We start from the raw sequence: 19014 nt of genomic DNA, 5'->3' as shown, positions 1-19014 counted from the left end.
TGCGCCCGCGCCCGGGGCGGTGCTGTCATCGACGGTGTGAGTGAGGTCCACGACGTCGTCGACGCCGTCTGGAAGGCCGAGTCGGCGCGTGTCGTCGCCGTGCTCACCCGGATCGTGCGCGACATCGGCACCGCCGAGGAGTGCGCCCAGGACGCGCTGGTCGCCGCGCTGCGCCAGTGGCCGCACGAGGGGGTGCCCGACAACCCCGCCGCCTGGATCACCACCGCGGCCAAACGCCGGGCCCTGGACCGGGTCCGCCGTGAACAGCGCCTGGAACGCGAACACGAGCGCATCGCCCGCGACCTCGAACGGACTCCGGACCCTCCCGGGGAACCGGACGGGGAGCCGGGGGACGTGCTGCGGCTGCTCCTGCTCACCTGCCACCCGGCCCTGTCGGTCGGCGAGCGCGTCGCCCTCACCCTGCGCCTGGTCACCGGCCTCACCGACAACGAGATCGCGCGCGCCCTGCTCACCCCCGAACACGAGATCACCCGGCGGGTCGCCGCCGCCAAGCGCACGCTCGCCGAGCAGGGCGCCGCTCTGGAGCCGCCCGGACCGGAGGAGGCCGCCGAACGGCTGCCCGCCGTCCTGGACGTGGTCTACCTCGTCTTCAACGAGGGCTACACCGCCACCGCCGGACCAGGGCTGATGCGGCCGCGCCTGTGCGCGGAGGCGCTGCGCACCGGCCGGATGCTCGCCGAACTGGTCCCCGACCGGGCCGAGGCGCACGCCCTGGTCGCCCTGATGGAACTCCAGCGGTCGCGGTCGGCCGCCCGCACCGGCCCCTCGGGCGAACTCCTGCGCCTGCACGAACAGGACCGGAGCCGGTGGGACACCGGGGCGATCCGGCGCGGGTTCACAGCGATGCTGCGCGCCCGCGACGCGGGCGGCCCGCGCGGCCCCTACACGCTCCAGGCCGCCATCGCGGTCTGCCACGCGCAGGCACCCGACGCCGAGTCCACCGACTGGGCCCGGATCGCGGCCCTGTACGACCGGCTGGCGGACCTGGCCCCGACCCCGGTGGTGCTGCTCAACCGGGCGGTGGCGGTGGGGCGGGCGTACGGCCCGGGCCGGGGCCTGGAACTGGTGGACGCCCTGGCCGCGGAGCCGGCGCTGCGCGACTACCACCTGCTGCCCAGCGTGCGCGGGGACCTGCTGCTCCGGTCGGGCCGCTCCGCCGAGGCCAGGGTCGAGTTCGAGCGGGCCGCCGGCCTCACCGGCAACCGGGCCGAACGCGCCTTCCTGCTGGGCCTGGCCGCCGACCTTCCCGCCGCCCCGGCCGGACCCCTCCTGGGGGAGGCCGTGCGCGCCTTCCTCGCCCGCGACGACCTGGGGGAGCAGGCCGCCCGCTCCTACGGGCGGACCCTGGACCGCCTGTGCCGCTCCCTGGGGGCGGGGCTGCCGGTGGCCGAGCTGACCGCGGAACGGGTGGCCGGGGTGTTCGCCGCGGCCTGGGGCGGGTCCGCCGCCCGCACCTGGAACCGGCACCGGTCGGCGGTGCGCTCGTTCGCCGCCCGAACGGGCCTGGAGGGGATCGACGCGGCGCTGGAACGGCGGCCCGAACCCGCGGTCGCGCCGCCGGAGACGGACCCGGGCGCGGTGCGCGCCCTGTGGGAGGGGGAGGGGGCCCCGCTGCGCGAACGCACCCTGTGGTGCCTGTTGTACGAGTCCGGTGTCCCGGCGCGCACCGCCCTGGCCCTCGACGTCGAGGACCTGGACCTCGACGACCGGTCGGCGGTGGTCGGCACCACCCCGGTGACCTGGCGTTCGGGCACCGCCCGGCTGCTGCCGGAGCTGGTGGGCGACCGCACCCGCGGCCCCGTGTTCCTGTCCGACCGCCGCCCCGGCCCGGCCCGCACCCCCGGGGCGCGGGACCTGTGCCCGGACACGGGGCGGCGGCGGCTGTCCTACGAGCGCGCCGAGCGCCTGCTCGTGCTGGCCTCCCGCGGGGCGGACCCGAGCGGGAGGGGGTGGACCCTGGGCCGCCTGTCGGGGCTGGCGGGGGTCAGCCCAGCAGGCCGTCCAGGGGGATGAGCACACCCGAGCCCAGGGCCAGCAGCCCGGTGGACAGCAGCACCAGCAGCATGAGCACCGATCCGGCCACGGCCATGCGGAACGCGGCCAGGCGGCGGCGGGCCCGGGAGGTGTCCTTCTTGCTCGCGGCGGTGCGGCCCATCGCGACGAGCGCGACCGACAGCAGCACCGGCAGCCACCACGAGGCGCCCGCCTCCCCGGGCAGCAGCCCGGTGACGGCGCCGGTGATGTCGGCCAGCGGGCCCAGCACCGGCCCGTGGGCGGCCTCCAGCAGCCCGCTGTAGGCGTCGGTGACGAACGCGCTCTCCGGGTAGAAGCCCTCCGCCGGGCGCAGCGCCCGGCCCAGCCCGTCGACCAGGCCCAGCAGGGCGGCCGGGTAGGCGAAGCGGCGGCACCTGCCCGCCGCCATCGCCTTCTGGATCTGGTTCATGGTGCGCTGGACCCGCCGGGAGGCGCGCTCCTGCTGCCTTCGGGTCGCCGCGGGGTCCTGCGCGTCGGGCCGCTGCGCGGCACCCCACCGGTTCCAGTGGGGGCGGGCGGTGTCCTGCGGCGCGGTGCCGCCGACCACCGGTGTGTCGCCGGTGGCGGCCTCGGCCCGGCGGCGCCGGGCGTCGGAGACCCGGGTGCGGGTCTCGTCCCAGCGGGCCCGCGCCGACCCGGTCAGGGCCGCCCACCGGTCCTGGCGGCGGGCCCGGCCGTCGGCGCGCTCGCGGGCGGCGATGGAGCCGCCGATGCGGACCGCCTCCGGGAGCAGGAGCACGGCGGTGAGCAGGGCGGCGCGCGGGGCGAGCGGGTCCCCGCCGCCGTCGCGCAGGCCGATGCGGCGCTGCTCGGTCCACCACGGGGCGTGCGGGGCGGGGCTGCGCTGGGCGGGGTGCCAGGACTGGCGGCGCAGCAGGGCGCGGTGCCGGGAGGCGGTGTCGGGCGCCAGGACCAGTTCCACGGCGCGCGCCCAGGTGGTGTCGACCTCGTGGGCGGCGGGCCGGTCGGGCCGCTCCCGTCCGGGTCCGGTGACGCGGTCCAGGGTCTCGTTCACCCGGCCCATGAGCAGGGGGACCTCGTGCTGGACGCGTTCGAGCAGGACGCAGCGGCCCGAGCCGTCGCTGCGGCAGCCCGGGTGGGGGCACCAGTGCTGGGCGGCCAGGCCCACCGCCCCCGACTCCAGGGCCTCGCGCACCACGGCGTGCCTGCTGGCCTCGCCGGTGGCCAGCTCCAGCAGGCCGTCGGCGCTGATCTCGTGGCCGCGGTAGCGCGGAGGCATGCCCGGCACGTAGCGGGCGGCCAGGGCGCTGATGGCGATGTGGGCGCGTTCGGGGTGGCCCTCCAGGCCGGTGAGGTAGGCGCGGTCGAAGGTGTGGTCCTTGACCTCGCGGTCCAGCCACGTGCGCAGCTCCGACCAGTGGGTGCGCAGCCACAGGGCGCCGGTCTCGGAGCGGTCCAGCAGGTCGAAGGCCAGGCTGGGCGGGTCCTCGTGGGAGGCTCCGGCGAACACCAGGGGGCGCAGCCGCCGGGCGGTGCGCAGGGCGGGCCGCTCTCCGGCCAGCCACTGGGCGACCTCGGCGTACCCCCAGCGGGCGGAGGGGGAGGGGGCGAGCAGGCCGCGCACCAGCAGGCGCCAGTGCTCGTCGGCGACGGCGGAGATGTCCACCTCGGTGTTGCGGGCGGTGAGCCAGTTGCCGCCGCGGTCGGGGCGGCGGCCGGTGACCAGTTCGTGCGCCATCACGCCCAGGGACCACCAGGCGGCCGGGGCCTCGCGGCGGCCCTCGACGACCTCGGGGGCGGCGTAGTCCTCGGTGATGGCCAGGCCGCCGTAGACGCGGCTCATGGTGGCGCGGACGGCGCCGCCGAAGTCGGTGAGCGCCAGCACCGGCGGGTCCAGGGAGCGGACCAGCAGGTTCTCGGGCTTGACGTCGGTGTGGTTGTGCTGGAGGTCCTCCTGCCAGTGGCGCAGGCACTCGGCGACGGCGGAGACGACGGCGCGGGCGCGGGCGTCGTCCAGCGGCGCCCGGTCGATGACGGCGCGCAGGGAGCCGTGCCCGAAGTACTCCTGGGCCTCCCAGGCGAGGTCCTCCCCCCAGGAGCTGGTGGCGTGGCCGTAGCCCTGGACCGCCGGGGTGTGCGGGGAGGCGGTGCCGCGGGCGCGCAGCCGGTCCAGGAGCTCGCGGTTGATGTCGTGGCCGGGCCGGTACACCTTCAGGGCCAGGCGGCGGCCGGGGGAGTCGGCGGGCTCGACGAGGTAGACGACGGCCTCGCCGCCCGCCCCGATCCGGTCCAGGACCTGGTAGCGGCGGCGCAGCTCGGCGGGGACGGCGTAGTCGAGGTCGCTGGCGGGGCCGACGACGACCCGGGAGGTGAGGCGGGCCAGCCAGTCCAGGAGGGGGCCGAGCAGGGTGCGCCACCAGGGTGCGGGCCCGCCGCCGGGGGCCGCGGTCCCGGGGGTCCGGGCCGTGCCGGCCGGCCGGTCGACCCGGGTCGGCGGGGCGGCCGCCCTGGGGCCCTGGACCCGGGTGGGCGGGGCCGCGTCGCGGCCGGAGCCCGGTCGCAGGACACGGGTGACCCACCGGGTGGCCCCCCGGGTGGGACCCGCCTGCGCGGTGGGCGCGGTGGGTTCGATCCGTTGCGTCGGCGCGTTGTCGTCACCGGTGTGGGGCGTGACCATGGAGGTCGGTGCCGTCCTTCGGTTGCGTGGGTGTCGTGACCGGGAGGAGCGGACCGCTGCCGATCGGGCGCCCCGCGGCGGCCGGTGCCGGCCGTGCGCCCGTGACCCCCGTCGACGGTGCGGCGCCCCTCCCCGTCCTTCACTGTGTAGGACTCCGGTCGCGGCCTCCGGGTTCCCGCAGGACGGGACCGGTCGTCCGCGGGCGGTCCGGGGCCGTGCCCCGCCCGGCGGGGCGCGGGCCGGTTCAGTGGCCGCGCGGGGTGACGCCGAGTTCGGTGCAGGCCTCCTGGTACATGCGCACGACCTCCCTGCGGATCTGGGCGCGCTCGGTGAGCGGCTCGGACCAGGGGATGCGCACGGCGTGCTCGGTTCCGCCGACGGTGACGGCGTACTCCCCGGCCTCGCCGTCCAGGCCGGTCATACGGGCCGCGGTGGCGTCGGGGCGGCCGCCCAGGGCGCGGCAGATGAGCAGGGTGTCCTCGGGGTGGTCGCCGTTCATGTGGGCGGTGACGGCGGCGACGACCTCGGCGGGGAAGGGGCTGGCCACGGTGTCCTCCTGGCGGGCACGGGTGCGCGGACGGAAAGGGGCGGGGGGAGGGGCGTGCGCCCCTCCCCCCGCCGACGATAGCCGAGCACTCCCGCAGGTGGTGACGGTGTGTCGTCAAAAGGCGGCGCCCCCGGGGCGGACGGTGTCCCGGGGGCGCCGCCGGCCGCCTCCCGCCCCGCCCCCGGGGGGCGGGAGGACGCGCTGGCGCCGGCCGGTCAGGCCTGGTGCGTGAACTCGGCGTCGATGGTGATGGTGATCTTGTCGCCGACGACCACGCCGCCGCCGTCCATCGGCATCTCGATGTCGACGCCGAACTCCTTGCGGCTGATCTGGGTGGTGGCGGAGAAGCCCGCGCGGTCCAGGCCGTAGGGGTCGAGGGTGGAGCCGTTGAACTCGAGCTTCAGCTCGACGGGCCGGGTGTTGCCCTTGACGGTCAGGTCGCCCTTGAGGACGAAGTCCTCGCCGTCGGCGGCCAGGCCGGTCGAGCGGAAGGAGAACTCGGGGTGCTCCTCCACGTGGAAGAAGTCGGCCGAGCGGATGTGGTTGTCACGGTCGGCGTTGTCGGTGTTGATCGAGGACGCGTCGATCGTGGCCTCGACGGAGGCCCCGGTCGGGTCCTCGGGCACCGTCAGGGTGGCGTCGAACTTCTCGAAGCGGCCGCGGACCTTGCTCACCATCATGTGGCGGACCGAGAACCCGACGGTGCTGTGGGCGGCGTCGATCTTCCAGATGCCGGCCTTCAGTTCCTGCGCTGCCATCTCGCTGCATCTCCCTGTCGCGGGCGGGGGACCCGGGATTCGGGCCCGTCTGTTTTCTAGGAACAAAGTACCTGAGAAATATCTTCCCAGGAAGAAGCTTAGGCGGATGTCGCCCCGACCGCAACCCCCGCCACTAGAATCGGCCGCATGGAGAACCCGGCATGGCTCGACGCCGACGAACAGCGGGTCTGGCGGGCCTTCCTGCGCGTCAACGCGGCGATCTACGACGAACTCGAACGCGACCTGCGCGAACGCGGCGGCCTGAGCCTCATCGAGTACGGCATCCTCGTGCACCTGTCCGAGGCCCCCGGCCGGCGCATGCGCATGCGCGCACTGGCCGACGGCGTCATCGTCTCCAAGAGCCGCCTCTCCCACCAGGTCGCCCGCCTGGAACGCGACGGCCTGGTCCGCAAGCAGGAGTGCACCGACGACCGCCGCGGACTGTGGGCCGTCCTCACCGACGCCGGGTCGCGCCTGCTGGACGAGGTCGCCCCCGGCCACGCCGCCCGCGTCCGCGCCTCGGTGTTCGACCGCCTGGGCCCGCGGCGCACCGACGCCCTGGAGGACGTCCTCGCCGCGCTGGAGGCGCACGGTGACGCCCCGGCCGCCGGCGGGCGACCGGCCGGTGACGGCCGGGCCGCCATCGGCGGCCGCTGAGCCCGGCACAGGCCCGCACGGACCCCGTCCCGGGTAGAGTCGGGGGTCGTGAGCAGACCAACGATCATCGGTGCCCAGAACTTCCGCGACGACGACGGGAGCGCCGACCCCGAGGTCGAATCCCGCCTGCGCGCCCACGCCGCGGGCGAGATCGGCGACCGCCAGGTGCTGGCCGCCCTGAGCACCTCCCGGGTCCTCATCCCCGTGGTGGCCGTGGCCACCGAGACCGGGGCGGGCGTCGGCGGGCTCACCAAGGACAAGAACAGCGAGGTCGCCGTCCCCGTCATGACCGGCAAGGACGGCCGCCGCGGCGTGCTCGCCTTCACCTCCGTCGACGCCGTCCGCCGCTGGCGCCCCGACGCCCGCCCCGTCCCCTTCTCCACCAGGGACGCCTGCCAGGCCGCCGTGGAGGAGGGCGCCGACGCCCTGGTCCTCGACGTGTCCGGGCCCGTGCCCTACACCGTCCAGGGCCGCTTCCTCACCATGCTCGCCGAACGGGGCGCCGTCCCCGACCCCAAGGACGACCCCCAGGTCCTCGCCCTCGTCTACCGGGTCACCCACACCGAGTTCGGCATCGAGCGCGTGCGCATCCACCCCTCCCAGCGGGCCGACCTCGGCATCCGCCTCGAACTGGAGGAGCGCGACGACGAGTCCCTGCGCCGCGTCGCCGAGCGCCTGGCCGCCGAACTCCGCCACGTCCTGCCCGGCGGCATCGAGCTCAGCGCGGTCGTACGCGCCCACCGCGACGACGAATGAGGGCGGCGGACTTTTTCCACAGGCCCCTTCCGGGCCTGTCGGCGCGGCCCGCCGCCGGGTAGCTTCGCATCATGCCCACCCCCTCGGCACTCGTGCCGCTCGCCGAACCCTGGGCGGTCGCCCTCGTCGCGGCCACGGCCCTGACCGGGCTGCTCGCCGGACACGTCGGCGGCCGCCTGGTCCCCCTGTTCGGCCCGGCCCGCCCCCGCGTCGAAGCGGCCGTCACCGGCGACGCCGCTCCCGGCGGTGCCGCGGACACGCCGGAACAGGGCGCGCCGGAAGCGGACTCCGCCCCCGGCGAGGAGGGGCCGCCGCCGCCGCGCTGCCCGCACTGCCGGGCCGAACTCCGCTTCTGGCACTGGTTCCCCCTGGTCTCCGACCGCGCCTTCCGCAGCCGCGGCAGCTGCCCGCACTGCGAACAGGTGGTCCGCTCCCACCCCGGTGCCGCCCTGCTGGCCGCACCCGCCGCCGCCCTGGCCGGGGCCGCCGCCGTGCTGAACCCCGACTGGACGCCCCTGTGGCTGCCCGCGGTGCTCTGGCTGGTGGCCGTGGGCGCCCCCCTGTCCGTCGTCGACCTGCGGGTCCAGCGCCTGCCCGACGCCCTGGTCCGGCCCGCCTACCCGGTGGCCGCCGCACTCATCGCCCTGGCCGCACTCACCCCGCCGGGCGGACCGGCGCCCGGGCGGCTCCTGGACGCCCTCCTGGGCATGGTCCTCGTCACGGTCCTGTACTGGCTGCTGTGGCGAATCCATCCCCGGGGCATGGGCCTGGGCGACGTCCGCCTGTCCGGCCTGACCGGCCTGTACTCCGGGTGGGCGGCAGGGCCCCTGGGCGCCCTGACCGCCGTGTTCTGGGCCTTCGCGGCCTTCTCCGCGGTGGGGCTGGTCCTGCTCGCACTGCGCCGCGCCACCCCCGGCTCCGCCTTCCCCCTGGGACCGTTCATGCTCGCCGGCACCCTCGCCGCCGTCCTGGCCGCCCGCCCCCTGCTGCCCGAACTGTGAGACCGGATGCCACCCCTCGGACCGATCCGTGAAAAGATCGGTCCCATGTTGCGTTGGCTGACCGCTGGAGAATCCCACGGGCCGGCACTCGTCGCGATTCTGGAGGGCCTCCCGGCCGGTGTGTCCGTCACCTCTGACGACATCGCCGCCGCGCTGCTCCGCCGCCGCGCCGGGTACGGTCGTGGCGCCCGGATGAAGTTCGAACAGGATCAGGTCTCCGTCATCGGAGGCATCCGGCACGGCCGCACCCTCGGGGGGCCGGTCGCGATCGAGGTCGGGAACACCGAGTGGCCCAAATGGGAGCAGGTGATGTCCCCCGACCCGGTGCCCGCCGAGGTGCTGGACGGCATCGCCCGCAACGCGCCGCTCACCCGGCCCCGGCCCGGCCACGCCGACCTCGTCGGCATGCAGAAGTACGGGCACACCGAGGCGCGGCCCATCCTGGAGCGCGCCAGCGCCCGGGAGACCGCGGCCCGCGTCGCCATCGGCGAGGTCGCCCGGCGCTTCTGCCGCCAGGCGCTGGGGGTGGAGATCCTCAGCCACGTCGTGTCCATGGGCCCGGTCTCGGTGCCCGAGGACGCGCCCGAACCGCGCCCGCAGGACCTGGCCGCGGTCGACGCCGACCCGCTGCGCTGCTTCGACCCGCAGACCAGCGCCCGCATGGTCGAGGAGGTCGACGACACCAAGAAGTCCGGGGACACCCTCGGCGGCGTCGTCGAGGTGCTCGCCTACGGGCTGCCCCCCGGCCTGGGCACCCACGTCCACTGGGACCGCCGCCTGGACGCCCGGCTGGCGGCGGCCCTCATGGGCATCCAGGCCATCAAGGGCGTCGAGGTCGGCGACGGGTTCCGCACCGCCGCCCGCCGCGGCTCGCAGGCCCACGACGAGATCGAGCCCGGACCCGACGGCGTGCGCCGCCGCACCAACCGCGCCGGCGGCGTCGAGGGCGGCATGAGCACCGGCGACCCGCTGCGGGTCCGCGCCGCCATGAAGCCCATCGCCACCGTGCCGCGGGCCCTGGACACCATCGACACCGAGACCGGTGAGCCCGCCCAGGCCCACCACCAGCGCAGCGACGTCACCGCGGTCCCGGCCGCCGGCGTGGTCGCCGAATCCATGGTCGCCCTCGTCATCGCCGAGGCCGCCATCGAGAAGTTCGGCGGCGACTCGGTCACCGAGACCGCCCGCAACCTCCGGGGCTACCTGGACTCCCTGGAGATCCGCTGACCCGTCCGGGCCCGCCGCGCGGCGGGCCCGCGAGGACCGAGACGAAGGTGGGAAGAGCGTGTCACGAGCGATCGCGGTCCTGATCGGGTCGCCCGGCTCGGGCAAGTCCACGGTCGGTGAGGCCCTGGCCCGGCGCCTGGGCACCGACCTGCTGTGCACCGACACCGAGATCGAGAAGCGCGCCGGCAAGTCCGTCGGCGACATCTTCCTGGAGGAGGGCGAGGAGCGCTTCCGGGCGCTGGAGCGCGAGGTCGTCGCCGAGGGCCTGCGCTCCTGGGAGGGCGTCATCGCCGTCGGCGGCGGCGCCGTCCTGCACGAGGACACCCGCCGCGACCTGGCCGGGCACCACGTCGTCTACCTCCAGGTGGAGTTCGCCGAGGCCGCCAAGCGCGTCGGCATGGACGCAGCCCGGCCGCTGCTGGCCGGCAACCCCCGGGCCCGGCTGCGCAGGCTCCTCGACGAGCGGCTGCCGGTCTACGAGTCCCTGGCCACGGTGACGGTCCCCACCACCGGGTACCACCCCGAGGAGATCGTCGACGCCATCGTGCCCACCCTGGACGCCGGGAAGGCCGCCCCGTGACCGCCACCCGCATCCGCGTCGGCGACGACACCGGCCGCTACGACGTCGTCGTGGGCAGCGGTGTCCTCGCCGAGCTGCCCTGCCTGGTCGGAGAGGCCTCCCGCGTCGCCGTCATCCACCCCCGGGGCCTGGACGCCGTCGCCCGCCCGGTCACTTGGGCCCTGGAGGCCGCCGGGTACACGGTCCACCCGATGCCGGTCCCCGACGGCGAGGCCGCCAAGAACTCCACCGTCGCCGCCGACCTGTGGTCGCGGCTGGGACGGCACGGGTTCACCCGCACCGACACCGTCGTGGGCGTGGGCGGGGGCGCCACCACCGACCTGGCCGGGTTCGTCGCCGCCACCTGGCTGCGCGGCGTGCGCGCCGTCCTGGTCCCCACCACCCTGCTCGGCATGGTCGACGCCGCCGTCGGCGGCAAGACCGGCATCAACACGCCCGAGGGCAAGAACCTCGTCGGCGCCTTCCACCCCCCGGCCGGGGTGCTCTGCGACCTGGCGACCCTGCCCACCCTGCCCGGAGCCGACTACATCGGCGGGCTGGCCGAGATCATCAAGGCCGGGTTCATCGCGGACCCCGTCATCTGCGACCTGGTCGAGCAGGACCCCGAGGGCGCGACCCTGCCCGAGGGCCGCCACACCCGCGAGCTCATCGAACGCGCCATCCGGGTCAAGGCCGAGGTGGTGTCCGGCGACCTCAGGGAGAGCGGCCGCCGCGAGATCCTCAACTACGGCCACACCCTGGGACACGCCATCGAACGCGCCGAGAACTACACGTTCCGGCACGGGTACGCCGTCTCCATCGGCATGGTCTTCGCCGCCGAACTCGCCCGGCTCGACGGCCGCATCGACACCGCCCTCGTGGACCGCCACCGGGCGCTGCTCACCTCCGTGGGGCTGCCCGTCTCCTACGGCGCGGCCGCCTGGCCGGGGCTGCGCGACACCATGAGCGTGGACAAGAAGGCCCGCGGCGCCACCCTGCGCTTCGTCGTCCTGGACGGCCTCGCCGAACCCGCCATCCTGGCCGGGCCCGCACCGGAGCTCCTCGACGCGGCCTACACCGCCGTCGCCGGCGACGCCCCGGTTCCGGGAAGCCACTAGACTGGCAGCCAGGCGGCCTGCGGCACAGGCGCGCCCGGGACGGCTCCCGGGGCGCCCGCGGCCGATCCCACCGAACCACCGGACCGGGCCCCGCGGCCCGGCCCCCGACGTGCCAGACCCCTGGGAGAGACGACCGAAGTGGCCACGACGAACGACATCAAGAACGGCACGACCCTGCGGATCGACGGCGTCCTGTGGAACGTCCTCGAGTTCCAGCACGTCAAGCCGGGCAAGGGCGGCGCGTTCGTCCGTACCAAGCTGAAGAACGTCCTCACCGGCAAGATCGTGGACCGGACCTTCAACGCCGGCGCCAAGATCGAGTTCGCCAACGTCGACCGCCGCGACATGGAGTACCTGTACCACGACGGCGAGTCCTTCATCTTCATGGACACCCAGACCTACGACCAGCTCCCGGTCCCCGAGGCCGTCGTGGGCGACGACAGGAACTTCCTGCTGGAGAACACCAAGGTCACGGTGGCCACCAACGAGGGCAACCCGCTCTACATCGAGCTGCCCGCCGCCGTCGAGCTGGAGATCACCCACACCGACCCCGGCGTCCAGGGCGACCGCTCCACCGGCGGCACCAAGCCCGCCACCGTCCAGACCGGCGCCACCATCCAGGTGCCCCTGTTCATCTCCACCGGCGAGCGCGTCAAGGTCGACACCCGTACGGGCGACTACCTCGGGCGAGTCAACTGATGAGCGGAGCACGGCGCAAGGCGCGGCGGCGCGCGGTCGAGGTCCTCTACGAGGCCGAGGTGCGCGGCATCTCGGTCGAAGAGGTCATCAAGCGCCGCCGGGCCCAGCCCGAACCGCCGATCAACGAGTTCACCGAGCAGCTGGCCCGCTCCGTCGACGAGCGCCGCCACCGCATCGACGAACTCCTCGACACCTACGCCATCGGCTGGACCCTGGAGCGGATGCCGGTCGTGGACCGCAACATCCTGCGGATGGGCGCCTACGAGCTGCTGTGGGCCGAGGACATCCCCGACGCGGTGGCGATCGCCGAGGCCGTGGGGGTGGCCAAGGAGCTGTCCACCGACGAGTCTCCCAACTTCGTCAACGGGCTGCTGTCCAGGCTCATGGAGAACAAGTCGACGCTCGCCCTGTAGACGGGGCCGGGGTCCGGGCCGACGGCGGACCGGGCACCGGAACGGGCGCCGGGCGCGAGCACTGCGTATATGGGGGACCAGGTGGGTGACAGGACGACGACCGGCACGGCCGCGGGCGGTGCGGGCGAGGGCGGGGCCGGCGGCCCGGGCCGGGCGGCCAACGCGGCCCGGACCGCGGTCGTGTGGGAGGCCCTGGCCGGGCTGCTGGACCGCCTCGGCGGCGGCTCCCCCCTGGACATCGTCGACGCCGGGGGCGGCACCGGCGGGGCCGCCGTCCCGCTCGCCGAACTCGGCCACCGGGTCACCGTGGTCGAACCCAGCCCCGACTCCCTGGCCGCCCTGGAGCGCCGCGCCGCCGAGCGCGGCGTCCGGGTGCGCGGCGTGCAGGGCGACACCGGGGACCTGGCCTCCCTCTTCCCCGGGGGCGGCACCGACCTGGTCCTGGTCCACAACGTGCTGGAGTACGTCGACGACCCCGTGGCCGCCCTGCGCGAGGTGGTCGGCATCACCCGGCCCGGCGGCGCGGTCAGCCTCCTGGTCACCAACGCCGTCGCCGGGGCGCTGCACCGCGCCCTCGCCGGACACCTCACCGACGCCCGCACCCTGCTGGAGGACGCCGAGGGCCGCTGGGGCCCGGGCGACCCCGTTCCGCGGCGGTTCACCCGCCGGGGCGTCCTGGAGCTGATCGGCGCCGCCGGGCTCACCGGCGAGCGCGTGCGCGGCGTGCGCGTGTTCACCGACCTGGTCCCCGGCCACGCCTGGGAGGGCGACGCCCACGCCGGACGCCACCTCCTGGAGCTGGAGAAGGCCGCCGCCGAGCACCCCGAGCTGCTGGGCATCGCCACCCAGCTGCACATCACCGCCCACCGGCCCTGAGACCGTCCCCGCGGGCGCGTAGCCTGGCCGTATGAGCCGACGTCAACTGGAGCGCGGGGCCGCCCTGCGGGGCATGGTCTCCCCGCACGGCATCGTCCCGCTGGGCGCGGACTTCCCGCCCGACGGGACGGGCCCGGACGCCGACTGCGCCATCCTCCACCTGGACATGGACGCCTTCTTCGCCAGCGTCGAGCGGCTGCGCAACCCCGGGCTGGGGGACCGGCCGGTCATCGTCGGCGGCACCGGTCCGCGCAGCGTCGTCTCCTCCGCGGACTACCGGGCCCGGGCCCGCGGCGTGCACTCCGCGATGCCGATGGCCCGGGCCCTGCGCCTGTGCCCCGGCGCCGCCGTGTTCCCGCCCGACGGGCGCGCCTACCGGGAGGCGTCCCGGGCGGTCATGGAGATCCTGCGCTCGGTCACCCCGCTGGTACAGCCGCTGTCCCTGGACGAGGCGTTCCTCGACGTGTCCGGCGCGCGCCGCCGCCTGGGCGGGCCGGTGCGGATCGCCGCGATGATCCGCGAGCGGGTGCGCCGCGAGCAGGGGCTCACCTGCTCGGTGGGGGTGGCCGCCACCCGGTTCACCGCCAAGCTCGGCTCCACCCACTGCAAACCCGACGGGCTGCTCCTGGTGCCCACCGCCGGAGTCCGATCCTTCCTCGACCCGCTGCCCGTCGGGGCCCTGCCCGGTGTGGGGGACCGGACCGAGCAGACCCTGGCCCGGATGGGCGTGCGCACCGTGGGCGCCCTGGCCCGCTACGACCGCGACCTGCTGCGCATGGAGCTGGGCGACAAACTCGGGACGCGGCTGGCCGACCTCTCCCACGGCATCGACGACAGCCCGGTGGAGCCCGAGAGCGAGGACAAGAGCATCGGGGCCGAGGAGACCTTCGACACCGACGTGGCCGAGCCCGAGGCGGTGCGCAGGGAGCTGCTGCGGCTCTCCGAGAAGGTGGCCAGGCGCCTGCGAGCCTCGGGGCTGATGGGGCGCACGGTGAGCATCAAGCTCCGCCGCGGCGATTTCTCGACCATCACCCGGGCCCGCACGCTGCCCGACGCGACCGACGTCGGCCGGGAGATCAACGCCGTCGCCCGGACTCTCTACACCGAATCCGGTCTGGCGGGAACCCCGCTGCGCCTCGTCGGCGTTCGTATGGAAGGGATCCTTCCCGCCGCGGGGGTGCACCGCCAGCTGGCCCTGGACGAGCAGGAAACGGGGTGGCGGGACGTCGAACGGGTCATGGACCGGGTGGCGGAACGATTCGGGCCCGGCGCGATACAGTCGGCGGTATTGGCCAAGCGTGACGAAAACGACGTATGATGCCGCAACTTCCGGACTGCTTTCGGCGTTGTAAGAGTAGGACCGGAGTCAGGGTAGACAGAGAGGCATGGAAGCCGGTGTTTCCGAGACAGCGCGGGGGTATCGTGGCCTTGGTCGGTCAGGTACGCACGCAGCTTTTCCTTCCACGGTGCGCTAGCGCATCGTATTCTGGGCATACCACTGACCAAGAGACTGTTGATCAGTACCCGTCACCCCAACCGGGGACTGTCGTAGGGAGGCGCCGTGCCGCTCTCTGAACACGAGCAGCGCATGCTCGACCAGATCGAGCAGGCGCTGTATGCCGAGGACCCGAAGTTCGCGAACACCGTTCGGCAGACGAACCCCGTGGTCCATCACAAGCGCCGGATCATCAAGGCCGGGCTCGGGTTCGTCCTCGGCCTCGTGCTGATGCTGACGGGTCTGCTGCTCGGCAGCAGCATCGGTATGGCGGTGGGTGTCACCGTCAGCGTAGGCGGCTTCCTCGTGATGCTGGCCTGCCTGCTGTGGGGGCTCAACGCCTGGCGCCGGGCCGGGATCGGCGGCGCGGAGGCCGCGCCCGCCGAGCCCAAACGCCGCAAGGGCGACCGCCCCGGCATGATGAACCGCTTCGAGGAGCGCTGGCGCCGCCGCCAGCAGGGCGACGAGTGACCTCGTCACCCTGACCCGGCGACGCCTCGGGCCCCGCACCTGTGTGCGGGGCCCTCGTCGTTCCTCCGGGGCCGGTCCCGGTCGGCGCCGTGCCGGCCCCGGGGGCACGGACGCCACCGGGACACCCCGAACGCACCGGCACGCCCGCAGGGCACCGGCCCCGGGGCCGCCCCGGTCCGGTGAGGACCGGGGGCCGAGGGCCGGGACCCCGGGGCCGCGGTCAGGCGTTCTGCGGCGTGGGGTCCGAGGCCGGGCGGCGGGGACGGTCCCACAGGGAGCGCGGCAGCAGCACCGCACGCAGGCGCACCCGCCGGGGCAGCACCGTCGGCAGGCCGCGCACGAGGGTGAGCAGGTCCGCGCCGGCCTCCTCGCTCCAGGAGGCGGCCGGGGCGTACCGGTCGCGCTCCTCGGCCAGGGCCAGCCGGTCCAGGGCCGCGCGCACCCCCTCGGGCAGCGGGACCTGCGCCGCGTCGCGCAGGGCGCCCAGGCGGGCGGCCGTCCCGCGGGGGCTCTCCGCCAGGTCCCAGTCCAGGCCCAGGTCCACGCAGGTGTCGCGCAGCTCCCGCCAGGCCGCCCCCGGGCGGCCCAGCCGGGAGCGGCGCACCGCCAGGCGCAGTGCGGCGGGCAGGAAGGGCAGCAGCAGGGCGCCCGCCACGGCCGCCGCGACGGGCAGCCACGACAGGTCCGGGGCCCCGCGTCCGGCGTCGACGGGGGTCGCCGCGACCTCCTCGGCGGACTCCTCTTCGGACGGGGACGCGGACGGCGACGGCGACGCCTCCGGCTCCTCCTCCACGGGGGTCGGCTCGGCCTCCGTGGTGCCGGGCGTGGGCTCGGGCTCGGGCCGCTCCGGGTCGGCCCCGCCCCCCGAGGTGTACTCGGGCTCGGTCGCGGACCCCTGGCCGCCCACCCCGGCCGGGGTCGGCTCGAACCGCACCCATCCGGCGCCCTCGAAGTACAGTTCCGGCCAGGCGTGGGCGTCGCCGGTGCTCACCGACCAGCGGCCGTCCCCCAGGCGCTCGCCCGCGGTGTAGCCGACCGCCACCCGGGCGGGGATGCCCGCCTGCCGGGCCATCACCGCCATCGCCCCGGCGAACTGCTGGCAGTAGCCGGTCCGGTCCGCGGTCAGGAAGTGCACCAGCGGGTCGGCGTCGGCGGGCACCTCCGGCGGGCGCAGGCTGTAGGTGAAGTCGCCCGAGGTGAAGAACTCCTGGAGCGCCACCGCCTTGAGGTAGGGCGCGTCGATGTGGCCGGTGACCTCCTCGGTCAGGTCCCGCACCTGCGGGCCCAGGTCCGAGGGCACGGTCCGGAAGTCGCCCGGCAGCGACCGCGGCGCCCGGGGCGCCCCGGCCAGCGCCTCGGCGGTCACCTCCCGCTCGGTGGTCTCAACGGTGAAGTTCAGGCCCGTGGGCGGCTGCTCGGTCGTGAACACCATGAGGCTGTCGGGGTGCACGTACCAGTCGCCGGAGACGTCGACCGACCGCGCCCAGTACGGCAGCGGCAGGAAGTCCATGCCCGCCACGTCCGAGTCCAGCGACACCCGGGTCACCACGGTGTCCTCGCGCGAGAGGGACGGCCATCCCGTGGGCAGCGGCAGCTCGCCCTCGAGGCGGGTGTCGCCGGAGGCGTCCACCGGGCTCATCGTCCAGTTGACGCCGTCGAACTCGTCGAGCACGTAACGGCGCAGGTACCCGGGCTCCTCGGCGTCGGTGCGGTAGGTCAGCACGGTGCGGTCGGAGTCCGACAGCAGCTCCCGGCGCAGGGACACCAGCGGGTGCGTGGTGGTGATGACGTCGTTCTGGCGGCCGACGTAGGTGCCCTCGGCCATGGAGTGGAAGGCGTCGGTGCGCAGGCCCGGCACCGCCGCGGGCAGGGCCAGGGCCAGCACGACGGCCGCGGCGGCGGCCAGGGCCGCGGTGAGCCCGTGCTGGACGACGCCCAGCGGCGGGGTGGGCACCGCCACCCCCCACTCGCGGCCGCGCACCCACATGTCCACGGCCAGCAGCTGGAGGAACCCGAAGACGCACGCGATGAGCGCCCCGGCGCCGATCCCCGTCTCCTCGACCACCAGCGGCACCACGGCCAGGGCCAGCAGCAGTCCGCCGACCATGCCGGGGCAGCGGGCGGTGACGGCCAGGAAGTCGGCCGCGACGAGGAACAGCGTGAAAGCCAGGGCGATGATCAGCATCACCCCGGCGGTCGCCGTCACCGGCGGCCGGTTGGCGTCGATGGTCTCCAGCCCCTGGGAGAACACCGTGGCCACGTGCTCCACCGCGGCCCCGGAGGGCACCACGCCCAGGGGGGCCAGGTGCCCGGCGAACAGCGGCACGACGAGCAGCGCGACGACGGCGAGCTGCAGGACGGGGACGAGCAGGCCGATCCACCCGGTCAGCAGCCGGTACAGGACGGACACGGCGGTGGCCGTGCCCATGAGCAGGACCGCGGGCAGCCACCACTCCTCGCCGCGTACCAGGGGGGCCACGAGGGGGAGGGCGCACAGCAGGCAGATCAGCGTGGCCAGGGGCATCAGGGCTTTCAACGCGGGACCTTCCCGAAGGTTGCTGCGTCGCGCCACAGCGGGGGCAGTTCGGAGAGGGAGGACAGGTGCAGGACCCGCCACCCTGCGGAGGCCAGGATCTCGCCCGCCCCGGCGCGTGCCCGCTCCGAGGGCCAGGCGGCCAGGGCGCACAGCACGGCCACCCGGTTCCCGCCGCGGCCGCGGGCCAGTGCGGCGGCCTCCTCGGCGGTGAGCGCACCCAGCACCGCCACCGTCAGAGAGGACCCGGAGGTGGAGGGGACGGGCAGGGCGGCGGAGTCGGAGGCCTCCAGGACGGCCAGTCCGTCCAGCACGGCGGCGGGTACGGCCGAGGGCATCCGGCCCCGGTCGGTGTGCAGGCGCACCTCGTGGTTCTGGTCGAGCAGGTGCAGGGCGACGGACGCGGCGGCGGCCACGGCGGTCTCCAGGGAGTCGCCGCGTCCGTGGCCGGTGTGCGCGGCCCTGCGGGTGTCGAGCAGCACGGTGCCGTACTCGCGCCGGTGCTGCTCGTCGCGGCGCACCATCAGCTCGCCGTACTTGGCGGTGGACCGCCAGTGGACCCGGCGCAGCTCGTCGCCGTACCGGTACCCGCGGGGGACCGGGTCCTGCTCGCCGATCCCGCTCAGGGAGCGGCGGGGGGAGTCGTCCCCCTGGGAGCCGTCGGCGGAGCCGGCCCGACCCAGCGGCACGGTGGCGGGGGTGACGAGCAGGTGCTCGGGGGCGCCGGGGCGCTGCTCGATCCGGACCAGCCCCAGGGGGTCGGTGACCGCGACCCACAGCGGGCCCAGCGGGTAGTTGCCGCGCACGGCGGGACGGACCAGGTACGCCAGGTCGCGGACGGCGCGCGGGCCCAGGAAGCCGATGGAGTAGCGGGGCTCGTGGCCCAGCGGGGTGGGCAGGGTGTCGCTGACCGACACCGCCGTCACCGGCCAGGTGTGCGAGGAGTTGCCGACCCGGATCATGACGCGGGCGTCGTGCCCGGCCCGGACCCGGGAGGGCGTGACGCTGCGGCTGTGCACCACCCGCCCGGCCGCTCCCAGCAGGACCAGGGCGGCCAGCGGCGGCAGCGCCGCGGCCAGCACCCCCAGGACCACCAGTTCGCGCTGGCCGACGACGAACCCGGCGACGAGCGCCGCCAGGCCCAGGATCAGCATGCACACGCCGCGGGCGGTGAGGGTTCGTCGCGGGCGCATGGGCCCTCTCTCGTGAGG

17 protein-coding genes are annotated in these 19014 nt (G+C 75.4%); 12 read left to right on the top strand and 5 right to left on the bottom strand.

Annotation, left to right across the window (positions count from 1 at the left end; all coding sequences use genetic code 11):
• Positions 1-36: 36 nt before the first annotated feature.
• Positions 37-2034 carry a sigma-70 family RNA polymerase sigma factor gene (locus tag ACSUPR_RS07635; RefSeq protein ID WP_436890428.1) on the top strand — a complete coding sequence of 666 codons (1998 nt, stop codon included), beginning with the start codon at positions 37-39 and terminating at the stop codon, positions 2032-2034.
• Here ACSUPR_RS07635 and ACSUPR_RS07630 read toward each other — a convergent pair.
• The 3 genes from ACSUPR_RS07630 to ACSUPR_RS07620 all read right to left on the bottom strand — a co-directional run bounded on the left by ACSUPR_RS07630 (position 2006) and on the right by ACSUPR_RS07620 (position 5998).
• The gene (locus tag ACSUPR_RS07630) at positions 2006-4693 is read right to left on the bottom strand and encodes a protein kinase domain-containing protein (protein ID WP_436890427.1); all 2688 of its coding nucleotides are present in this window, start codon (positions 4691-4693) and stop codon (positions 2006-2008) included. The genes ACSUPR_RS07635 and ACSUPR_RS07630 overlap by 29 nt on opposite strands.
• Before the next feature lie 244 nt (positions 4694-4937).
• A complete protein-coding gene (locus ACSUPR_RS07625) occupies positions 4938-5192 on the bottom strand; it encodes a DUF2470 domain-containing protein (protein ID WP_436891909.1) in 255 nt (84 codons plus the stop codon).
• Positions 5193-5455: 263 nt separating this feature from the next.
• A complete protein-coding gene (locus ACSUPR_RS07620; RefSeq protein ID WP_436890426.1) occupies positions 5456-5998 on the bottom strand; it encodes a YceI family protein in 543 nt (180 codons plus the stop codon).
• Positions 5999-6145: 147 nt separating this feature from the next.
• Here ACSUPR_RS07620 and ACSUPR_RS07615 point away from each other — a divergent pair, with 147 nt between their 5' ends.
• The 11 genes from ACSUPR_RS07615 (at position 6146) to ACSUPR_RS07565 (ending at position 15270) form a co-directional block, all read left to right on the top strand.
• Complete coding sequence (locus ACSUPR_RS07615; RefSeq protein ID WP_436890425.1) at positions 6146-6655, top strand: MarR family winged helix-turn-helix transcriptional regulator; 510 nt, start codon at positions 6146-6148, stop codon at positions 6653-6655.
• Positions 6656-6703: 48 nt separating this feature from the next.
• A complete protein-coding gene (locus ACSUPR_RS07610) occupies positions 6704-7411 on the top strand; it encodes an SseB family protein (RefSeq protein WP_436890424.1) in 708 nt (235 codons plus the stop codon).
• A 71-nt stretch (positions 7412-7482) separates the two neighbouring features.
• Positions 7483-8412, top strand: a complete 930-nt coding sequence (locus ACSUPR_RS07605; RefSeq protein ID WP_436890423.1) for a prepilin peptidase — start codon at positions 7483-7485, stop codon at positions 8410-8412.
• A 45-nt stretch (positions 8413-8457) separates the two neighbouring features.
• Positions 8458-9639 carry a chorismate synthase gene (aroC, locus tag ACSUPR_RS07600; RefSeq protein ID WP_436890422.1) on the top strand — a complete coding sequence of 394 codons (1182 nt, stop codon included), beginning with the start codon at positions 8458-8460 and terminating at the stop codon, positions 9637-9639.
• Positions 9640-9697: 58 nt separating this feature from the next.
• Entirely contained in the window at positions 9698-10219 is a 522-nt protein-coding gene (locus ACSUPR_RS07595; RefSeq protein ID WP_436890421.1) for a shikimate kinase, read from the top strand.
• Positions 10216-11316, top strand: a complete 1101-nt coding sequence (gene aroB, locus ACSUPR_RS07590; protein WP_436890420.1) for a 3-dehydroquinate synthase — start codon at positions 10216-10218, stop codon at positions 11314-11316. Before ACSUPR_RS07595 ends, aroB begins: the two co-directional genes overlap by 4 nt.
• A 138-nt stretch (positions 11317-11454) precedes the next feature.
• The gene (efp, locus tag ACSUPR_RS07585; RefSeq protein WP_436890419.1) at positions 11455-12015 is read left to right on the top strand and encodes an elongation factor P; all 561 of its coding nucleotides are present in this window, start codon (positions 11455-11457) and stop codon (positions 12013-12015) included.
• Positions 12015-12428, top strand: coding sequence for a transcription antitermination factor NusB (gene nusB, locus ACSUPR_RS07580; RefSeq protein WP_436890418.1), 414 nt, complete (start codon positions 12015-12017; stop codon positions 12426-12428). The genes efp and nusB overlap by 1 nt, the downstream gene beginning before the upstream one ends.
• Before the next feature lie 81 nt (positions 12429-12509).
• Positions 12510-13304, top strand: a complete 795-nt coding sequence (locus ACSUPR_RS07575; RefSeq protein WP_436890417.1) for a methyltransferase domain-containing protein — start codon at positions 12510-12512, stop codon at positions 13302-13304.
• A gap of 31 nt (positions 13305-13335) precedes the next feature.
• Entirely contained in the window at positions 13336-14622 is a 1287-nt protein-coding gene (gene dinB / locus ACSUPR_RS07570) for a DNA polymerase IV (RefSeq protein WP_436890416.1), read from the top strand.
• 243 nt (positions 14623-14865) lie between these two features.
• Positions 14866-15270 carry a DUF3040 domain-containing protein gene (locus ACSUPR_RS07565; protein ID WP_436890415.1) on the top strand — a complete coding sequence of 135 codons (405 nt, stop codon included), beginning with the start codon at positions 14866-14868 and terminating at the stop codon, positions 15268-15270.
• Positions 15271-15490: 220 nt separating this feature from the next.
• On the opposite strand, the gene ACSUPR_RS07560 is transcribed toward ACSUPR_RS07565, so the two are convergent.
• Positions 15491-17794: a transglutaminaseTgpA domain-containing protein gene (locus ACSUPR_RS07560; protein WP_436891908.1), complete on the bottom strand. Its 2304-nt coding sequence runs from the start codon at positions 17792-17794 to the stop codon at positions 15491-15493.
• Between the two features lie 8 nt (positions 17795-17802).
• A complete protein-coding gene (locus ACSUPR_RS07555; RefSeq protein WP_436890413.1) occupies positions 17803-18996 on the bottom strand; it encodes a DUF58 domain-containing protein in 1194 nt (397 codons plus the stop codon).
• Positions 18997-19014: the final 18 nt, after the last annotated feature.

Source organism: Nocardiopsis dassonvillei, from assembly GCF_964273065.1.
Lineage (GTDB): Bacteria > Actinomycetota > Actinomycetes > Streptosporangiales > Streptosporangiaceae > Nocardiopsis > Nocardiopsis dassonvillei_B.
Note: the sequence above shows the minus strand (reverse complement) of the source record. Positions and strands in the feature narration are given on the sequence as shown.